This is a genomic window from Candidatus Dependentiae bacterium (assembly GCA_016191325.1).
Taxonomy (GTDB): Bacteria; Babelota; Babeliae; order Babelales; family JACPOV01; genus JACPOV01.
In genome coordinates, this window is record JACPOV010000008.1 from 883,933 (window position 1) to 901,295 (window position 17,363).

A 17,363-nucleotide genomic window follows, 5' to 3' on the forward strand; every position below is an offset into this window, starting at 1 on the left:
CAAATTTTTAATGGCGATAAAAATTTCTTTTTTGCACAAAAAAAGGGGCCATTAAGGCCCCTTGATATACGTTGATCTATTAATCTTTTTTTAGAAAATCCTCAAATTCCCAAAGTTCTTTTTGAACTTCTCTAGGTAATTTGATTCGATGCTCATCGCAGTAATTAGTGAATTGATTTAAAAATATTTTTGAGTTCTCGGCTATTTCATTTTGTGCAATTTTCAAATTATCTGCTGGCCCAGCATTTTTTATTAATTGAGCGCCATGTATAATCCCAAGGCCACCGACAGCTGTCGCTATAGCGCCTATTCCGAAAAGCACATGGCGAAAGCCCCTTGCTTCCTCAGATATTTTATCATTGAACTTCGTCATTCCTATCGGAAGAGTAAGCGCACCATAAGTTATTACTGTAAATAAAATTCCTGTTGCTACAGATTGCAAGCCAGTTCCAATACCATTCTCTTTATCATAAATGGCATTCTCTATCGCTTCGTTACTGTTTTTTAAATCTCGTATCATTGAAACGACAGTGCGTTCATTTTCGGCAAGAATCCGATCGCATAAAAAAAATTTATTAACTGGATCAAAGTGATACTTGTCTTTTAAAACAGATCGAATTTTATCTATCTGTCCCTTTTGGATTGCATCGTACATAGTTTCAATAGCATAAATTGAATGCGTACATGCTAAAAATAAAAAAACCAACGCTGTTTGTTTTATCATGATAAATTCCTCAACGTAAAATTAATATTGCTGATGTTAATTTGATGGAGCAAGCTTTACGCCCAGAGATTTAATTAACGGTCTTTCTAGGAAAGGGGGAATCTCTTCCCTTGTTTCAGCTTTCACCATATAAAACTTCTGAACTGTTTGAAGCAATTGGATAATTCTTTGAGGAATAATTCTAATGCCAATCAGCGAACTATTCGTTTCAGCTTTGACTGGCCCTTCATCATGAGCGGAAGTGAGTTGAAAAGCTGCGAAAGCAATAACAATAAGACCAACGGTCCGCAATTTTTGCAAAGAAGACATATGCCGCCCCTAAAATGTATTTTGATTATTGTATTTTGAAAATACGGTGTTTTCCAACTTTAATATTCATTCCAGATTTCCAAGCAACCTGTGCTTTAAAATCTGTAATTGCTTCATCGTTGATTTTCACTGCCCCTGCTTCAATTAAACGCCTAGCTTCTGATGAAGAAGCGACCGCATTTAATGCTTTAAGTAAATCGACGATCCATAATGGATTTGCTAAATCTGCAGCCAATGAAACTGGCGTTGCTTGCGAATAATCTTTTTGCTGAAAAAGTGCTTCGAATTGTTCTTGCGCTTTTTTTGCTTCATCAGCAGACCAAAAACGGGAAACAACATCATGCGCCATTTGTTTTTTTAATTCCATTGGATGAGTTGTGCCGCCGGCAACGCGCTCTTGCCACATGCTTATTGTTGCGACAGGCGTATGAAGAAGAAGCTCCATATAGCGCCACATTAATTTATCGGAAATCGACATTAATTTTCCGTACGCTTTATCTGCAGGCTCAGTGAGGCCAATATAATTGCCCAGAGATTTAGACATTTTCTGTACGCCATCAAGCCCTTCAAGCAACGGCGTCGTCATAATAACTTGTGGCTCTTGGCGATAATGTTCTTGCAGAAAACGGCCCATAAGCAAATTAAATGTTTGGTCGGTACCGCCAAGTTCTACATCAGCTTCTAGCGCAACGGAATCATAACCTTGCATTAGTGGATAAAGCAATTCATGAAAACCGATCGGCTCATGACTTTTTAAACGATTTGAAAAATCTTCACGCTCGATTAAACGAGCAAGGGTCGATTTTGCGCAAAGTTTTACAAAATCTTTAATAGAAAGCTCTGCAAGCCATTCAGAGTTAAAGCGAATGATCGTTTTATCAGGATCCAAAATTTTTCCTACTTGCGCAAAATAGGTTGCCGTATTATGCGCGATTTCTTCATCAGAAAGTGGTGGCCGTGTTTTTGATTTACCTGTCGGATCGCCAATACGCGCGGTAAAATCACCAATTAAAAAAATAACTTGGTGCCCAAATTCTTGAAACTGTTTCATTTTTGAAAGCACAACCGCGTGGCCCAAATGAAGATCGGGAGCTGTTGGATCGCATCCCAATTTAATTTTAAGCGGAATACCACGCATTAATTTTTTTTTGAGATCTTCCGGTGAAACAATTTGCACTGTTCCCATTGCAAGAAGTTCAAATTGATTATCGATCGTCGCCTGCTTCATATAATTACGAAGCTCCTAAAAATGATGATATAAAAAAACCAAGATATGAAATTCCGTTCAAAGCAACCATGCGCAATGAATAGGTAAAAAATATAATAAAAAAGAGAGGGATAATAATACTCATAAGTTCGCCCTCTTTAAATAGATCATTGTCAGGAAAAAAAGTTACCGCAACAAATCTAAAGCCATCGAGTATTAAACTTAATACCCCCATGATAATACTCAAATAGATCATCACCACAAGCAAAAGTGTTAGCGCGAGCATCCAAGAAGAATCTGCGCTCACGCACGCTGCAAGAGCATTAAGAGAAAGATAGCCAGAATGGGCCATTTTCATCGCGGTGGTAACAAGTTCGGTACCGCAGATGCGCACAAGAACAATCAGTGCTGAAAGGGCAACAAAAAAATAGGCGACCGAACGAGACAAGTAGACTACGGCTCGGCGCCATATTGTTGGCAAGTTATGCGGATTAAGCGGAATGAAACGAACCCAACCAATACCTGCATACATAAAAAAAAGAGCGCCTAGAGGATCAACGTGTACGAATGGATCCCAAGAATAATAGCCAACTTGAGCAGGTGTATCATCCCCCATTTTATGGGCGGCCCACGCTTGAACATAACCAGAAGTAGTAGTGCTCACAATATAAGCAAACGCAAACGAAACAAATGCAATAATTGTTTCAGCAGTTTTTAATGAAATCATAGTATTGGACTCGATTTATAAAGACTATTTTTCTCCAGTTTAGGAAAAATGGGTAGATCGGTCAAATTCACAAGTTCAGCAATAAGAACAGCCTAATCTGCGCACCCTTCGACCTGTCCGCCATAGCTTTATGCGACGGCTGGATACACCCAGGCTTCGCTTACCGCTGTCCATCTCCGCTCATCCTGAGTGAATGCGGTAGCATTTGTATCGAAGGATCAGGGCGAGCGCCGGGGGAATATACCCAGGCCGCTCGTGGTGAGTGTTTTGCAAATTTTTATGAGCAAAATGTATCGAACCATGCGGACATCCTAATTTCGTAATTTTCAAACAAACGGATTCATACTTTGCCAAAATTATTGGTTTGGATAAACTACGAACTCGTTCAAGGTAAATTAAAGGAGTTTTAATGAAGCAAACGAAAAAAATAGTTCAACAACAAGCAAAGCCGCAGCTGGTGCACGAGGAATTATTTAAACCTTCAGCCGTAACCCGACTTCAAATAACTCTTTCTCTATTAGCGCTTACCTTTTTCCCTTTTCTTTTTTATTACCCATCCCTCCATTATGATTTCCAATTTGACGATATTATTAATATTCAGCGCTATTTTAATATACGACATATGGGCTTTTCTGATCTTTTCTTGGCCTACGTTCGCTGGATTAGTGCTTGGATAAATACGCTTCATTATAAGATTGGAAAATTCGATCCGTTCAGTTATCGTCTGTTCAATGTCGCCTCACACACCTTTACTGGCATCCTTGTTTTCTTTTTTGTATTTTACGCTCTTTCACTCATTAAACGGCGCACATTTTTCTCTGAAAATAGATTTGCTATTGCATTTTGCACCGGTGCGCTCTTTGTATTGCACCCTGTTCAAACGCAAACCGTTTCGTACGTTATTCAAGGACAACTTGAAGGACTGGCCACTCTTTTTACGGTTGCGATTTGCATTACCTTTCTAGCGCTTGCGAATGCAAAAAGATTTTTTGCAAAGGCATTTCTTTTTTTATTCCTTTTAACCCTTGGCCTTTTATCATCTGGGACCAAGGAAATTGCTATTGTTTCGCCTTTACTAACTCTCCTTTGCGATTGGTTTTTTGTCGCGCAAGGAAATTGGCAATCGTTTAAATCCCGAATTTGGATTCATACGTCGCTGATGTTTGTGGTATGGGGAATATATCTTTATTATCTAAAACCAAGTTTTTTTACGAATGCTATCGGATTAAAAATGCAAGCGCGTAACAATATTGGCAATATACTTACTCAAAACCAATCCGATCCTATTAAACCACTCCATTTTTTTATTTCACAATTTAAAGTTATCACGCACTATATCGTTATGTTTGTGTGGCCATTTGATATAAGCGTTGAATACGATTGGAAACTGGTCTCAAGCTTTTTTGCGCCCGATTGTATTCTATTTTTTCTTTTGCTTTCCGGATGCGCCGTTGCAATTGGCCGCCTGCTTTATCGCGATCGAACATCAATTATTGCGTTTGCAGCTTTGTGGTTTGCGATCGCCATCGCTCCTCGATCATCAATCATTCCCTCTTCTGAACTGCTCGTTGATTATAAAACCTATCTTGCGTCGTTTGCGGTGCTTTTTTTACTCGCATGCGTACTTGTTAAACTCAATCAACTTATTTTAGATGCGCTCCAAAAAAAATCGCCAACTTTTTCTCATCCTGCTATCAACTATCTTTTTGCATTGCTCCTCTGCCTTCCATTGGGGTACATGACAACTGAAAGAAATAAAGTGTGGAGATCAGGAGAAGATTTTTGGACGAATATCATTAAAAATGCTCCTATGAAAGCGCGCGCTTATAATAATTTAGGCGTAGCGATTTCTGAACAAGGGCGCATGGCAGAGTCTATTCCCCTTTATAAAAAAGCGATCGACATGGATCGCAACTACCCAGATCCTTGGAATAATTTGGCTGTTGCGTATTCTGCGACTAATAAAATCGATCTGGCAATCGAGACGATGAAACAGGCGCTTAATATTCACCGCAATTATCCGGAAGGCTATAATAATTTAGCTTCGTTCTTTATTGCAAAAAAAGATTACGAGAACGCTGAAAAAATGCTCCAAGTTGCATTGCAACTTCGCCCCTATTATGGAAAGGCGTATTTTAATTACGGAAAAATGTACATGGATCAAGGTAAATACGATCAAGCGCTCCAATCTTTTAGAGACGCGTGCACCAAAGGTGATCTTGATAACGTAGCAGGGTTCACCGTTCTTGCGAGCATGGCAATGGCTATGCAAAAATACCAAGACGGAATCCTTGCGTATCAAAAATTACTCGAATTTGATCCAACATCGTACGATCACACGTTTAATTTGGCATATGCATACACCATGAACCAGCAATATCCTGAAGCAATTCAAATTTATCGTTTCTTAGTAAACAGAAACGTAAACGATGGAAGATCATGGTACAACATGGGCGAATGCTATGTTCGCATAAAAGATTTGCAAAGCGCGCTCGATTCATTCCAAATGGCAAAACGTCTTAATTTCCAAATGGCAAACCTGGAGCTGCGCATTGCTGCATGCTTACATGACCTAGGAAAACAAGCTGAAGCGCGTGATGTTTTGGTGGCGTATGTACAAAAAGATGGCATTCCCGCCGATTTAAAAAATTCAGCACACGCCATTTTAGCTGAATTGAATAGAAGGCTAACAGCGCAGCCGCAAGCCGCTAACGCATAAGCATTTGATATTAAATCCCCTGTTGATACAATAAAATTCTAATATTTTTTTATCAGCGGGGGATTTTTATTATGAAAAAAAATACTTTACTCATCATTCTTCTTAGTTTGCTGAGCTATACAATTTCTGCAGAGCCAGGAAAGCTGCAACAGTTCTTTTCACATCCGGCAACACCAATAGTTTTTGCTGGCGCTGGAATTTATTCGGTTTCCAGAATTATGAATAATATAAATGTCAGAAAAGTGCACAATCAGGCTAACAAAATTGCAAATCCTCCTCAGCCTGGAAGATTATATCACGTTAACCCTTATGACCTTGTTAGATTATTCATTGCAGGCGATAGCACTGTATGCGGAGTTGCTGGAGCTCTTTGCTTTGGAATTTCAGCTGTAAGTGCATATTTCGCATTAAAATCACGCAATAAATAATTTTATGATAAAACTACATTCTTTTTGTTTAACTCTTACACTCTTTTTTTCTTTTAATATTGCGTTTTCTGAAAAAGCCCGATTCGGAAAATTCATTTCTCATCCAGCAACTTATACTGGATCGATCGCCGTTGCTTCAGAATTTGGTGCTCTTTGGTCCCTCACAAACATTAGGGAATCTAGATTCTTTAAAACGAGGAATCTTGCACGAGTAAATGCAGGCAGCCACGGTAATCCTGTCGACGCACAACTTGCTACAAAAAAAATAGGATTCAATACCATTGTAGGTATTGGCTTTTAGGATCTTCCATTTTTTTCAGCTATTTAACGGTGAACCATCTTAAATAGTATAAAATTCGCCTGCAGTTGACAAAATCCCCACTTTTTTATAAAATTTATAATAGAAATATAAAATCGAGCAAAAATCACTGTGTACAAAATGGAAAAAAATGAAAAAATTACTTTTTTTAAATTTACTTTTAATCTGCTGCGGTAATAGTTTTGCTGAATCTGCTGAAAAGCTAAACCCTTCTTTCATGAATGCATTTCTGGATATAAAATTCAATCCCTCAATTATGCAAACAGTTTCAGTATGTTCTTTCTTTTTTAGTATCTACCAATCACAATTAGCACATATACAACAATCGGAGTACATTCGGCTTTGCAATCTGGAAAGGCGATTAAGCGCAGACAGACCAGATATTCATTCGCATCCTTTGCATCCAACCTTGGTTAATAATGCAAATATCGGAAAACAAGAAAGAATCCTCGATCACAGATTTCATTCTCGCATGTCGAATGCTTCTCTTGCTCTTGCAGCGATTACAGGATTCTTAGCATACATAAACAGATAAATTTCCCTCAAATGAAAGTGATTATTATATGAAAAAAAATATAAAAAAATTACTATGCGCAGCTCTTTTTTTGAGTATAAGTTCATCAGCATTACCAGCTGATGGCTGGCAAATACCGTTAATTTCAAAACTGGCTGATTATTCAAAAACACGGTACGCCGCTCTTGCAATTTGCACGATGTGGACAGCAGCTTCACTTGCAAAAACCTACAAATGGTACAGTCCTGATTCAGATGCAAATTTACCCCCAGAGATCCGCAAAAACGGAATTTTAATTAATGCTGGTATGGCTACAGTATTTGGCGGTGTAGGTTTAGCAATCTACGTTTGGCCTCATTTAAAAGCCTTGTATTCTTAATAATTTTTCAATTCATATTTCGTTTTTTTCTATATAATTCTTTCAGTATTTCGTGTATTTAATTTCACTTGAAAGGATTATATGCAATTGCTTAAAAAAATAGCATTCCTCACGTTAATCGTACTTTTTGCCAATCCAACTCAACAGATTATGGCAGTTCAAAAATCTCAGGGGTGGACGCTCAAAAAGGCGACCTATTTTGGCGCCAAAATAGCTCTCCTGGGCGCTGCGGGCTACATTACCTATTTTTCAGGCTCTGCTCTGTGGAAACACCTGAAGAATATTGATTTTGAAGCACATAGAAGAAAAATTTATGAAGAATCGTATGAACATCCATGGATTGCGCTTGGCGTCACCGGCCTCGTTATTTATGGAGGCTATTATCTCTTTAATTCATGCCTTGATGATGTAAAATCCCCTACTGATAGCTAATTTAAGCTTTTCATGCAGCGACCTATAAAAATTGTCGCGGTTGCTTAATTTTTCAATTGTGATAAATTAATAATAGCAAATAAATGGAGGTTATATGTTATTTTTTAAAAGATTTAAATTGCAGTTTTCACTACTAGCACTGTGTTGCGTATCAATGCAAACATTGCCAGTAGATTATTTTGATAGCTCTAAAATTGAAACAACCAGCCAAGCAACGGGTGCATTATTAGCATTTGGCGCTACAGCTGCCTGCGCACTTTATTGCGGATATTTAGCTAAAAATTCAGGTATCCAACAACAAAGAGAAAATAGCGAATCTGAAGTTACCCAAGAAAGCATACCAGAAGATCGTAGATGGCATGAAAGTGCATCGCTCTTTGCTCGTGCTCGAAATTATTTTTTGAGTATAAGAAACAATCGTGGAAATGCAGGTAATCCTCTTCAATCTCAATCTTTCAATATAGCTCCATATTTTTGGGGAACAATCTCAGGGCTTGCCTTAATTCGCAGCGCTGTGCTTGCTCGAGCATTATATGACTATTATAGCAAGACCGCATAATATGAAGCTGTTTTTAAAAATAGTTATGACTTTTCTCGTGATGAGTACTGCAACGCAAACTAACGCGGGTATAACCAAATGGGTTAGAAATCATCCACAAACTTCAGCCGCAATATTCACTGGAACGATCCTTTCTTTCTCGCTTGCTTCTGGAAAAATAAAACTACCGCCTTTAGATAAAGCCTTTTCAAACATTTCAACTATGTCTGAAGCTTTTAGCGACATCTGTACTAATGCGAAATCTCTAGCTATCTGGAGTTGCTCTTTTTTAAATATGCCAGATGGTGCTCGCAATACTCTTCAATCAACGAAAGCATTAACGCTTTTCTTATTGAAGGTGTCAATCATCGGCTCAGGAAGCATTGTGTTATTCGCCCCCACATTATTTAGGCTTGCGGATTACTTATCTCAACGATCTCAAAATAACTCACATAATCAAGAAGAATTTCAAAGATAGGAAAATAAAAATGAAATTACAAAAATATATTTTACTCACATTGATGCTGCTTTTACCAGTAGCTCCAATTCATTCTAAGCCATTATTGAGCATAATCACAAATGGATTCCTTGCTGTTGGCTCAATTAAGTGTGCACAAATCTGTTTTGAAACTTTCAAAGAAGCTAAAAAAAATAATGATGAACAATACGCTGAGAAATTAAATACACCATATGCAGATAGATCATTAAATTTGCAGCAAGCAAAAAATGATTATTATTTTAATATCGTGGATGATGAACGGCACATATTTGGTTTATTTTTCGGTGGGATTTTTTCTTTAGCAGCAATAAGTTTTCTTAATGAAGCTATCCAATAGAAACAAATATTAAAAGCTTTCGCATTGTAAGTGGCATCTGCTTAAGCTAGATTGCATATGATGCCGCAAATGATTATTATAAGTGCAAAAAATAATCAATAAGCAGAGGCAATTATGAAATTAATGCATCAATTAACACTTATACTTTTAGCTATCACCTATTCAGTCGCTAACGCAAATCCACCAGAAATCAATTGCGTAATCCAGCGACAATCCGATTCGGTTAAACAAATAACTTCGGGAACGATAGGAGTCTTTGGACTAATATTAACTTGCGGCATCTACGCTACAGCACAAAAGCTCAATCAAAATAATTATCCATGCGCAAGCAAAACTGTTGCATTGATTGGGCACAGTTCAGCTGCTTTATCAGCCATTTTTCTTGCAGGCGGATTCGCGTATGGTACACCAATAATACGATCTGAAGAGTGCGCTCGCCAGTTTGGCAAGTAATCTTTTTTACTAACAAGTTTTTATTTTAGCGACCACACCTGGCGAATATAAGTATTATTGGCGGTCTATTTTATCATCCTTAATTTTATTGCCCATCAGGGATTTAAGACGTTTCATGAAATTATTACACACAATTCATATATTTGTTTTTTCGTTCCTCATTACGCATTCTTTAACCAGTGCTCAACCAAATGATTTTTCTAAGGAGAATGATCAAAATAATCTGGTAACGGCTGGCTATGGTGTTGGATCTTGCCTTTTAGTGATGGCGGCTGGAGGTCTTGATACTGCTAAACATTATTTCAGACAAAATAACTATCCGCGATCAGAAAAATTATGCGGATACGCAAGCCATGTTTGCCTGGGGACAGGGATATTCCTTTTTTTTGGGACGTTGTATAGAGTAGTTGACCTTCCCGATCAATTGAAAAAAAACTAAGCCCGACTCTATTTTTGACCACCTTGCATGATTCGTTTAGAATGGGACTATTAAATAGTTTCTCAATTCTTTATCGACGGTTCATTCATGGAAAAAAAATACGATCATCAGTTATGCGAGCAAAAAGCCCGCAAACTTTGGCTAGAGCACAATACTTATAAAACGGAAAATAATCCGGGCGAACTCTATTCGATCGATACCCCCCCGCCAACCGTATCTGGCTCTTTGCATATCGGGCATATTTTTTCTTACACCCAAACGGATGTTATCGCTCGCTATAAGCGCATGAGCGGTTTTTCCGTATTTTATCCCTTCGGTTTTGATGATAACGGCCTACCAACTGAACGGTATGTAGAAAAAAAACGAGCAATTTCTGCGCATAGCATGAAACGTTCAGAATTTATTAACGTGTGCCTTGAAGAAACTGCCGGCGTAGAAAAACAGTTTGAAGAGCTTTGGCAGCGCATGGGGCTTTCGGTCGATTGGGATGCATGCTATTCAACCATTTCGCCCGAAGTGCGCAAAATTTCTCAAGAATCATTTATTTTGCTTTATAAAAAAGGTTTCGTGTACCGCCGTTTTGAGCCCGCGCTTTATTGCACTAATTGCCGCACCTCAGTTGCGCAAGCGGAACTTGACGATGCAGAGAAGCCATCAATATTCAATAACGTTGCATTCAAAATGGATGGTGGTACCGAGCTTATTATTGCAACCACGCGCCCTGAACTTTTAAGTTCCTGCGTTGCATTAATGTATCATCCTGATGATAAACGCTATTCGAAATACCAAGGCAAAGAAGCGATTGTTCCAATATTTGGCAATCGAGTACCATTTATTGCAGATGAACTCGTAAACCCTGAAAAAGGAACCGGGCTCGTGATGTGCTGCACCTTCGGCGATAAGACCGATATTCTTTGGTATAAAAAATATAAACTACCATTCAAACAATCGATCGGCCTTGATGGCCGCTGGATTGAATCCACCGGGCAGCTCGCTGGCCTTAAGGCGCACGCTGCACGCACAAAAATTATTGAGCTTCTCAAAGAATCAAATGAGCTTAAAGAACAAAAACCGATTTCTCATGCAGTAAACGTTCACGAACGATGCAAGCAAGAGATCGAATATTTGCCCCTCTCGCAATGGTTTTTAAATATTTTGGAACATAAAAACAAATTAATTGCGTTAGCCGACGATATTAATTGGTTTCCCTCTTTCATGAAGCAACGGTATGTAAATTGGGTTGAAAATGTCAGCTGGGATTGGTGCTTATCGCGTCAACGCTTTTTTGGTATCCCGTTTCCAGTATGGCACTGCGCACCATGCAAAGAAATTCTGCTCGCGGATATTAATCAATTGCCGGTAGATCCACAGGAAATGCACTATAGCGGCGTTTGCAAAAAATGTGGCAGTTCAGAGATCGTTGGCGATACCGACGTGATGGACACCTGGAACACGTCATCGCTCACGCCCTATATTTGCTATACCGAATTCAATAAAAACGCACAAAGTGCATTCACCGATAAAGAAGTTCTCAATTTTATTCCGATGAGCATGCGCCCGCAAGCACACGATATTATTCGTACATGGGCATTTGATACGATTATTAAAGTTTGGATGCACCATGATACGATTCCATGGCGCGATATTGTAATTTCAGGCCACGTGCTTTCTGATAGCAAAGAAAAATTATCAAAATCAAAAGAAAATGCTAAAACCGATCCTGAACAACTTCTTAAAAACTATCCCGCGGACGTAATTCGTTATTGGACTGCTTCAGGAAGTTTGGGATACGATATGGCGTTTTCTGAAACGCAGCTCAAGATCGGGCAAAAATTAATTACCAAACTTTGGAATGCATTCCTTTTTGTCGCTGAGCACACAAAAGATGTTAAGTCTGAAAATAATACTGCCCATTTTGGTGCGATTAATGAATGGTTACTTGCACGTGCTTCAGCATGTTTTGCACTTTACAAAAAACATCTTGATCAGCAAGAATTTAATTTAGCGCTCGATGCGATTGAACAATTTTTCTGGAAAGATTTCTGCGATAATTATTTAGAATTAGTCAAAGATCAATTATTCAAGCCAGAAAACTATAAACCTGAATTGGTTGCTGCTACTAAATGGACTTTATATAACGTCGGCCTTCGTATTTTGCAACTTTATAGCCCTTATTTACCGCACATTTGTGAATCGATTTATCAAGAGCTTTATTATTCTGCAAATGGCCTCACAGGAACTCCGAATAAATTTGCTGCATCAATTCACCAAACAAAATTCAGCGATTTCCAGAAATCGTACGAATTTGATTTTAGTGTTCATGTTATTAGCACCGTGCTCTCGCTCATAACCGCGGTACGTAAATTAAAAACTGAACATCAACTTTCTCTAAAAACCGAATTGCAACAACTTGCTGTGTATAGCCAACAAGAAGAACATCTTGGTTTCTTAAAGCGCGAAGAGCAATTGATCAAAGGAATTACGCACGCGCATACAATCAACTATCAGATTGGTTTGCATGAATCAGGATCAAAATTAACGCAAGATGGAGAACAACGCTCGATGATAATTCAGTTATGAAGTCCTATTTATAAGATCAGTATAAATAAAATCCACTTTTGCCAAATGGAGAATATCATGAGACAATATAGATTGAATGGAGATATTTATGCTTAAAAGAATTTTATTTTTTACTATATTCTTCCCATTTGGCGCTTATTCAGACGATAGCTTAAAAGCAACAGTTAGCTCTCATGCGATCGAATGTGTAAAAAAATTAGATAATCCAATAACATGGTATGGTATCGGTGCTGTCGCTTTTTGGTATAAATACCGACCCTTAAGAGACTCCAAAACTAAAATTGAAAATAAATATATTGAATCTGATTATGCCTTAGATAATGCCAAGGTATCGAGAGAACCAAAAGCAGATATGCCCAACGCTATAGGTAAACAGCTTTCAGATAAGTACTCCAACTGGGAATTTAAGGATTTTATAGTAAATTGTATTGCAGGCGCAGCCTTCGTTCGTGGCGTCTACTTGATACATAAATCTCTTCCACAGAATCTACGATAAAAACTCATGATCACCATAAAAAACACTCAACGCACAATTAAATACGACACAAATCTTTTAAAAAAAGATGCTCAAAAGATTCTCGATTTTTTGAAATACGGTGATTTTGATCTGGGCGTCTGGATTACCACTAATAAAACTATTCACAAATACAATAAAGAATACCGTCAGAAAGATAAACCGACCGACATTCTTTCGTTTTCCTATTATGAAGATATAAAACCGGGTGAACGCATTATTCCTCATTGCGATGACGAAAAAAACCTTGGCGATTTGATTATTTCGCTCGAATACGTGCAAAAAGCAGCTCAAGAATTAGGCGTTTCTCTTGAAGATCGTATGCGTGTGCTCATCGTTCATGGTATTTGCCATTTGCGCGGCTACGATCATGAAAAAGATGAAGATTATGCGATAATGCACAAAGAAGAAACGCGGATTTTAAAGCACCTGGCATCTAAATAAGTTCTGAAAAATTTATTATTATTGTTTGATTGCCGCACCGCGCAATAAATTTTTTTAAATCTTCTGGGCTGATAAGCGTTGTAGCGGTATTGCGCATGGTTCGATACATTTTGCTCATTTACACAATTTCGCAAAACACTCACCACGAGCGGATTAAATAATTTCGCCTCCCGATCATCCTGAGTGATTTTGAGCAAAGCTCGAAATTGTATCGAAGGAGCACCGTAAATGCAGGTTTATGCTCATAAGTATCGGTACTAATCTGCATACGATGCAGGATCTCAAAGAGTTCTTGTTCATTCATGGTTTTTCCAGAGTAAAAAGATTATTGAACGCGCGAGTCATAGTTTACTATAATTAGAAAAAATGGGTGGAAATGGGGGAAAAATGCGTTCTATAATGCTCTTAATGGGATGGTGTTTTTTAACACAATTTTCTTATGCGGCGCTTATTCAAAAAAAAGAAGAAATCCTTGAAGAATTAACGATTAAATTTGCAAATAACTTTTCTCATACTTATAAAGGCGAGCAACTTAAAAGTATACTCGATCGTTGCAAATTATTGGCGGATGAATTCCAGAAAGAAAAGAAAGCAGAAAAAGACCTCTCTGCAATCGGTTTTCAAGCCTTTTCTCAATTCCTTTTTAATTTAAACAGCAACCCAGAAATGTTACGTATTTTATTTGCGCAGAAAACTTCCAATGATCTTAGAATACAGTTACAGATCGCATCAAAACTTGGCGAAGAACAATTGGAAACTATTGCATTAGAGACTATCGCTCAAAATTTGACATCAGACCAACATCTAGAATCTTTCTTGAAAACTGGTGAATTACCAGAAAAAGATCTTTCAAAGCGTAAAGAAAAAATTATGGTTAATAGTATCTTAAGAAAAATTGTTATGCCTAAAATGATTGAATACATAACTATTAATAAAAAAAGTTTGCCATACAAACGAATAAGCGATGCAACTTATAATAAAAATGGTTCGCAGTTGGCGATAGCAGCGGATAGTAATATCTATATTATTAATCCCGATAACGGTGAACCTCTTCACAAACCATTATCTGGGCATAAAGATAGTATAACCATGCTTGCATACAATAAAGAATTCGAACTGGCATCAAGTAGTCTTGATGGGCGAGTCTTGCTGTGGAACACATTGAAAGGCCAAAAATATTTTGAATTTGACAACCATAAAGCGTGCGTTAATACCGTTTCATTCGTTCCGAAATCTAATCAACTCATCTCTGGGGATCATAAAGGTAAGATATTTGTGTGGTCACCAGGCAAAGATGAAGCCAAAATAGTTAAGGAACATATTGATCCTGGATTTAATGTTAGAGTGGCAAAATGTAATCCAGATTCGGAAACAATTATTTATGGAAATCTAGAGGGATTAAAAGTAGTACAGCTCATTGATGGCAAACCAATTGTTTTATCAAAAATTGGAACTGATATTTCCGACATTCCTAATCTTTGCGCTGCGGCACAAATAATGCTTATGCATTTGCCACTAAACAATCATATTTCATTCAAGAGTAAATGCACCAATGAGAATCATGCAGATCATCCTCATGAAGAATTCAAGCAAATGATAGTAGTAAAAAAAGATGGAATTATGATCGCAGACAAACGTGAAATCATTCCACCTTTATCTATGGAACCGTCTAGAAATCAGATAAGAAAAGTAGAATACCATCCAAATGGAGATCAGTTTATTTCAATTCCTCATGAAGGAGACGAATTAGTTCTCGTTGACTTAAGTCAAGTTAATATGGTTTATAAAATTAAATTAGGAACGGGAATATCTCAAGCATTGCTCTTAGCCGCAGCGCTCAAAAAGAAACTAGATCCAAAAACAATGCCGCAGCATTTTGCAACTACTGCGGCACCATTAAAAGCTGTACTCGATTTAATAAAGCAAGAAAATAAAACAGCGCTTTAAATTATTCGTTCGATTTTAAACATCCTTCAAATGCAAATGATTTGATTGGATTGCGAATTGACGGTTCTTCGCGTGATCGAAGTTCTGCTGGAAGTACCGATAGATCGCCCGGCTTTCCAATAGCGATCATCATATGAATATCAAAATCATCAGAGATTGAAAGATCTTTTCTAGCGCGCGCGTAATCAAACCCACCCATTCCATGTGCCACCAAACCCATTTTTGATGCTTGAAGCGCAATGTTTTGCCATGCAGCGCCAGTATCAAATCCATGCGTCGGGTTAAATTCATGGTTATGAGGGAAATACTTATAAGACATAACGAGAATAAGTGCAGAAGCATTCGTTGCCCATGATTTATTGAAGTCGACCAACCAGTCAAAGAACGTATTCCATTCTGGTGTACCACGTTTTGCGTACACAAAACGCCATGGTTGCGCATTGAATGAAGAAGCGGCCCAGCGAGCGGCCTCAAAAAGAGTCATCAGTTCTTCATCACTGATCGCTTTTCCAGAGAGTGCACGAGGCGACCATCGTTCAATAAAAATTTGTTCCACCGGAAAATCTGTTTTACGGCAATTTATAGCTTGTGCATGGAGCGACTCGCGCCGATTTTCCATATCTTTTTTCTCTGCAAGTGCTGCTACAACCATCGCACCACAAACTACTACTACCGTATATGAAACAATAACTTTGAACATATGCATAAGATATCTCTCAATTTTTTTGCCCACAAACTCGTTTGAGTTTAATGGTTAGTATGATTAATTACTTCCCGCGGAAAGTAGGGTACCACAGAAGATTTTAGAGCACAAGATCGAATCAAGAACTCCAAAAAAGCGCAGCCACTATTGCCCAAGAAACGATTCCAATACCAAAAAATAATAGCAATAAACTATTTTTCTCTTTTTTTAGCAGTAACTGCCACAGGAACAATTGCGCGCTCATGCAAACCGCTCCCAAAAAAAACCAAAGCCAAAAATTCTGTAAAAACAATGTTGGATAATGATCGATTACCATTGTTCCTAATATAATTGCAAAAACACCAACACAGATTGAAAGAATTTCTGCCACTATTAACCAATACAACGATCGATAAAAAGGAAACTCATCAAGTGCGATCATTGAAAAACAGTTAATGGTGAGTTGATAAACAATAATAAACCGCGTTAATTGCTGCCACATCGATTGCATTATTTTTCCTTGAACGTTCCTTCAAATACTATGGATTCGAGTGGATTGCGATCCGATGGAACTTCGTTTTCCTGTAGTTCTTTTGGTAGATCTTCTTTTTTTCCAGGTTTGCCGATTGCGCACATCGCTTCTACGGTATAACCATCCGGAATTATAAGTTCTTTTTTTGCACGATCATAATCAAACCCTTCCATTCCATGTACTACCAATCCATCTTGATATCCCTGCAATGCAAGATTTTCCCAAGCGGAGCCGGTATCAAATGTATGGGTTCTTGAAGGTTTATTATTATAACTAAAATTATTACGTGAAATTATAACTACCAATGCAGCTGCATTTTTAGCCCACGATTGATTTGCTGGCACCAAAAGATTAAAAAACTTTTCCCACGAATCGGTATTTTTTTTTGCGTAAATAAAACGCCAGGGCTGATTATTAAAAGAAGATGGTGCCCATCGAGCAGCTTCAAAAAGCTGCATGAGTTCTTTATCGGTCAACGGCTCGCCCGACATTGCCCTAGGAGACCAACGATTAAGAATAATGGGATTAATTGCATAACTTGATTTTCGCACCATTTCAACACCCTCTTTTTCTTTTTTTCAATCATAGGCACAGATTTTATCAAATCGCTAGATTCTGTTTTTCTGCAAAAACAATTTGT

Annotated in this window: 22 protein-coding genes; 15 read left to right on the plus strand and 7 right to left on the minus strand. The window is 38.0% G+C overall.

Features of this window, described 5'->3' with window-relative positions; translation table 11 throughout:
* Positions 1 to 79: 79 nt before the first annotated feature.
* The 4 genes from HYX58_04795 to HYX58_04810 are packed head-to-tail and all read right to left on the minus strand — an operon-like array spanning position 80 to position 2,967.
* Complete coding sequence (locus HYX58_04795) at positions 80 to 724, minus strand: hypothetical protein (protein MBI2775296.1); 645 nt, start codon at positions 722 to 724, stop codon at positions 80 to 82.
* 36 nt (positions 725 to 760) lie between these two features.
* Entirely contained in the window at positions 761 to 1,033 is a 273-nt protein-coding gene (locus HYX58_04800; GenBank protein ID MBI2775297.1) for a hypothetical protein, read from the minus strand.
* Positions 1,034 to 1,058: 25 nt separating this feature from the next.
* Positions 1,059 to 2,261, minus strand: coding sequence for a tyrosine--tRNA ligase (locus HYX58_04805; protein ID MBI2775298.1), 1,203 nt, complete (start codon positions 2,259 to 2,261; stop codon positions 1,059 to 1,061).
* A gap of 4 nt (positions 2,262 to 2,265) precedes the next feature.
* The gene (locus HYX58_04810) at positions 2,266 to 2,967 is read right to left on the minus strand and encodes a hypothetical protein (protein ID MBI2775299.1); all 702 of its coding nucleotides are present in this window, start codon (positions 2,965 to 2,967) and stop codon (positions 2,266 to 2,268) included.
* Between the two features lie 409 nt (positions 2,968 to 3,376).
* Here HYX58_04810 and HYX58_04815 point away from each other — a divergent pair, with 409 nt between their 5' ends.
* From HYX58_04815 to HYX58_04885, 15 genes are all read left to right on the plus strand, one after another.
* A complete protein-coding gene (locus tag HYX58_04815) occupies positions 3,377 to 5,686 on the plus strand; it encodes a tetratricopeptide repeat protein (GenBank protein ID MBI2775300.1) in 2,310 nt (769 codons plus the stop codon).
* A gap of 71 nt (positions 5,687 to 5,757) precedes the next feature.
* Entirely contained in the window at positions 5,758 to 6,114 is a 357-nt protein-coding gene (locus HYX58_04820; GenBank protein ID MBI2775301.1) for a hypothetical protein, read from the plus strand.
* Positions 6,115 to 6,118: 4 nt separating this feature from the next.
* Positions 6,119 to 6,415 carry a hypothetical protein gene (locus HYX58_04825; GenBank protein ID MBI2775302.1) on the plus strand — a complete coding sequence of 99 codons (297 nt, stop codon included), beginning with the start codon at positions 6,119 to 6,121 and terminating at the stop codon, positions 6,413 to 6,415.
* Between the two features lie 148 nt (positions 6,416 to 6,563).
* On the plus strand, positions 6,564 to 6,968 hold the full coding sequence (locus HYX58_04830; protein ID MBI2775303.1) for a hypothetical protein: 405 nt from the start codon (positions 6,564 to 6,566) through the stop codon (positions 6,966 to 6,968).
* Positions 6,969 to 6,996: 28 nt separating this feature from the next.
* Positions 6,997 to 7,326, plus strand: a complete 330-nt coding sequence (locus HYX58_04835; GenBank protein MBI2775304.1) for a hypothetical protein — start codon at positions 6,997 to 6,999, stop codon at positions 7,324 to 7,326.
* A gap of 81 nt (positions 7,327 to 7,407) precedes the next feature.
* Positions 7,408 to 7,758: a hypothetical protein gene (locus tag HYX58_04840; GenBank protein ID MBI2775305.1), complete on the plus strand. Its 351-nt coding sequence runs from the start codon at positions 7,408 to 7,410 to the stop codon at positions 7,756 to 7,758.
* A 94-nt stretch (positions 7,759 to 7,852) separates the two neighbouring features.
* Positions 7,853 to 8,317 (plus strand): hypothetical protein, encoded by a 465-nt coding sequence (locus tag HYX58_04845; protein ID MBI2775306.1) that lies wholly within the window; start codon positions 7,853 to 7,855, stop codon positions 8,315 to 8,317.
* Position 8,318: 1 nt separating this feature from the next.
* Positions 8,319 to 8,774, plus strand: coding sequence for a hypothetical protein (locus HYX58_04850; GenBank protein MBI2775307.1), 456 nt, complete (start codon positions 8,319 to 8,321; stop codon positions 8,772 to 8,774).
* Positions 8,775 to 8,784: 10 nt separating this feature from the next.
* The gene (locus HYX58_04855) at positions 8,785 to 9,132 is read left to right on the plus strand and encodes a hypothetical protein (GenBank protein MBI2775308.1); all 348 of its coding nucleotides are present in this window, start codon (positions 8,785 to 8,787) and stop codon (positions 9,130 to 9,132) included.
* A gap of 114 nt (positions 9,133 to 9,246) precedes the next feature.
* Entirely contained in the window at positions 9,247 to 9,585 is a 339-nt protein-coding gene (locus HYX58_04860; GenBank protein ID MBI2775309.1) for a hypothetical protein, read from the plus strand.
* A 115-nt stretch (positions 9,586 to 9,700) separates the two neighbouring features.
* Positions 9,701 to 10,024, plus strand: a complete 324-nt coding sequence (locus HYX58_04865; GenBank protein ID MBI2775310.1) for a hypothetical protein — start codon at positions 9,701 to 9,703, stop codon at positions 10,022 to 10,024.
* A gap of 87 nt (positions 10,025 to 10,111) precedes the next feature.
* Positions 10,112 to 12,604 carry a valine--tRNA ligase gene (locus tag HYX58_04870; protein MBI2775311.1) on the plus strand — a complete coding sequence of 831 codons (2,493 nt, stop codon included), beginning with the start codon at positions 10,112 to 10,114 and terminating at the stop codon, positions 12,602 to 12,604.
* A gap of 88 nt (positions 12,605 to 12,692) precedes the next feature.
* Positions 12,693 to 13,100, plus strand: a complete 408-nt coding sequence (locus HYX58_04875) for a hypothetical protein (GenBank protein ID MBI2775312.1) — start codon at positions 12,693 to 12,695, stop codon at positions 13,098 to 13,100.
* Between the two features lie 6 nt (positions 13,101 to 13,106).
* Positions 13,107 to 13,562 carry an rRNA maturation RNase YbeY gene (ybeY, locus tag HYX58_04880; GenBank protein ID MBI2775313.1) on the plus strand — a complete coding sequence of 152 codons (456 nt, stop codon included), beginning with the start codon at positions 13,107 to 13,109 and terminating at the stop codon, positions 13,560 to 13,562.
* Positions 13,563 to 13,949: 387 nt separating this feature from the next.
* Positions 13,950 to 15,509 (plus strand): WD40 repeat domain-containing protein, encoded by a 1,560-nt coding sequence (locus tag HYX58_04885; protein ID MBI2775314.1) that lies wholly within the window; start codon positions 13,950 to 13,952, stop codon positions 15,507 to 15,509.
* 1 nt (position 15,510) lies between these two features.
* On the opposite strand, the gene HYX58_04890 is transcribed toward HYX58_04885, so the two are convergent.
* The 3 genes from HYX58_04890 to HYX58_04900 form a co-directional block, all read right to left on the minus strand.
* Positions 15,511 to 16,128 (minus strand): nitroreductase family protein, encoded by a 618-nt coding sequence (locus HYX58_04890; protein ID MBI2775315.1) that lies wholly within the window; start codon positions 16,126 to 16,128, stop codon positions 15,511 to 15,513.
* A 202-nt stretch (positions 16,129 to 16,330) separates the two neighbouring features.
* Positions 16,331 to 16,702: a hypothetical protein gene (locus HYX58_04895; GenBank protein ID MBI2775316.1), complete on the minus strand. Its 372-nt coding sequence runs from the start codon at positions 16,700 to 16,702 to the stop codon at positions 16,331 to 16,333.
* Positions 16,702 to 17,277 (minus strand): nitroreductase family protein, encoded by a 576-nt coding sequence (locus HYX58_04900; GenBank protein MBI2775317.1) that lies wholly within the window; start codon positions 17,275 to 17,277, stop codon positions 16,702 to 16,704. The genes HYX58_04895 and HYX58_04900 overlap by 1 nt, the downstream gene beginning before the upstream one ends.
* Between the last annotated feature and the right edge of the window lie 86 nt (positions 17,278 to 17,363).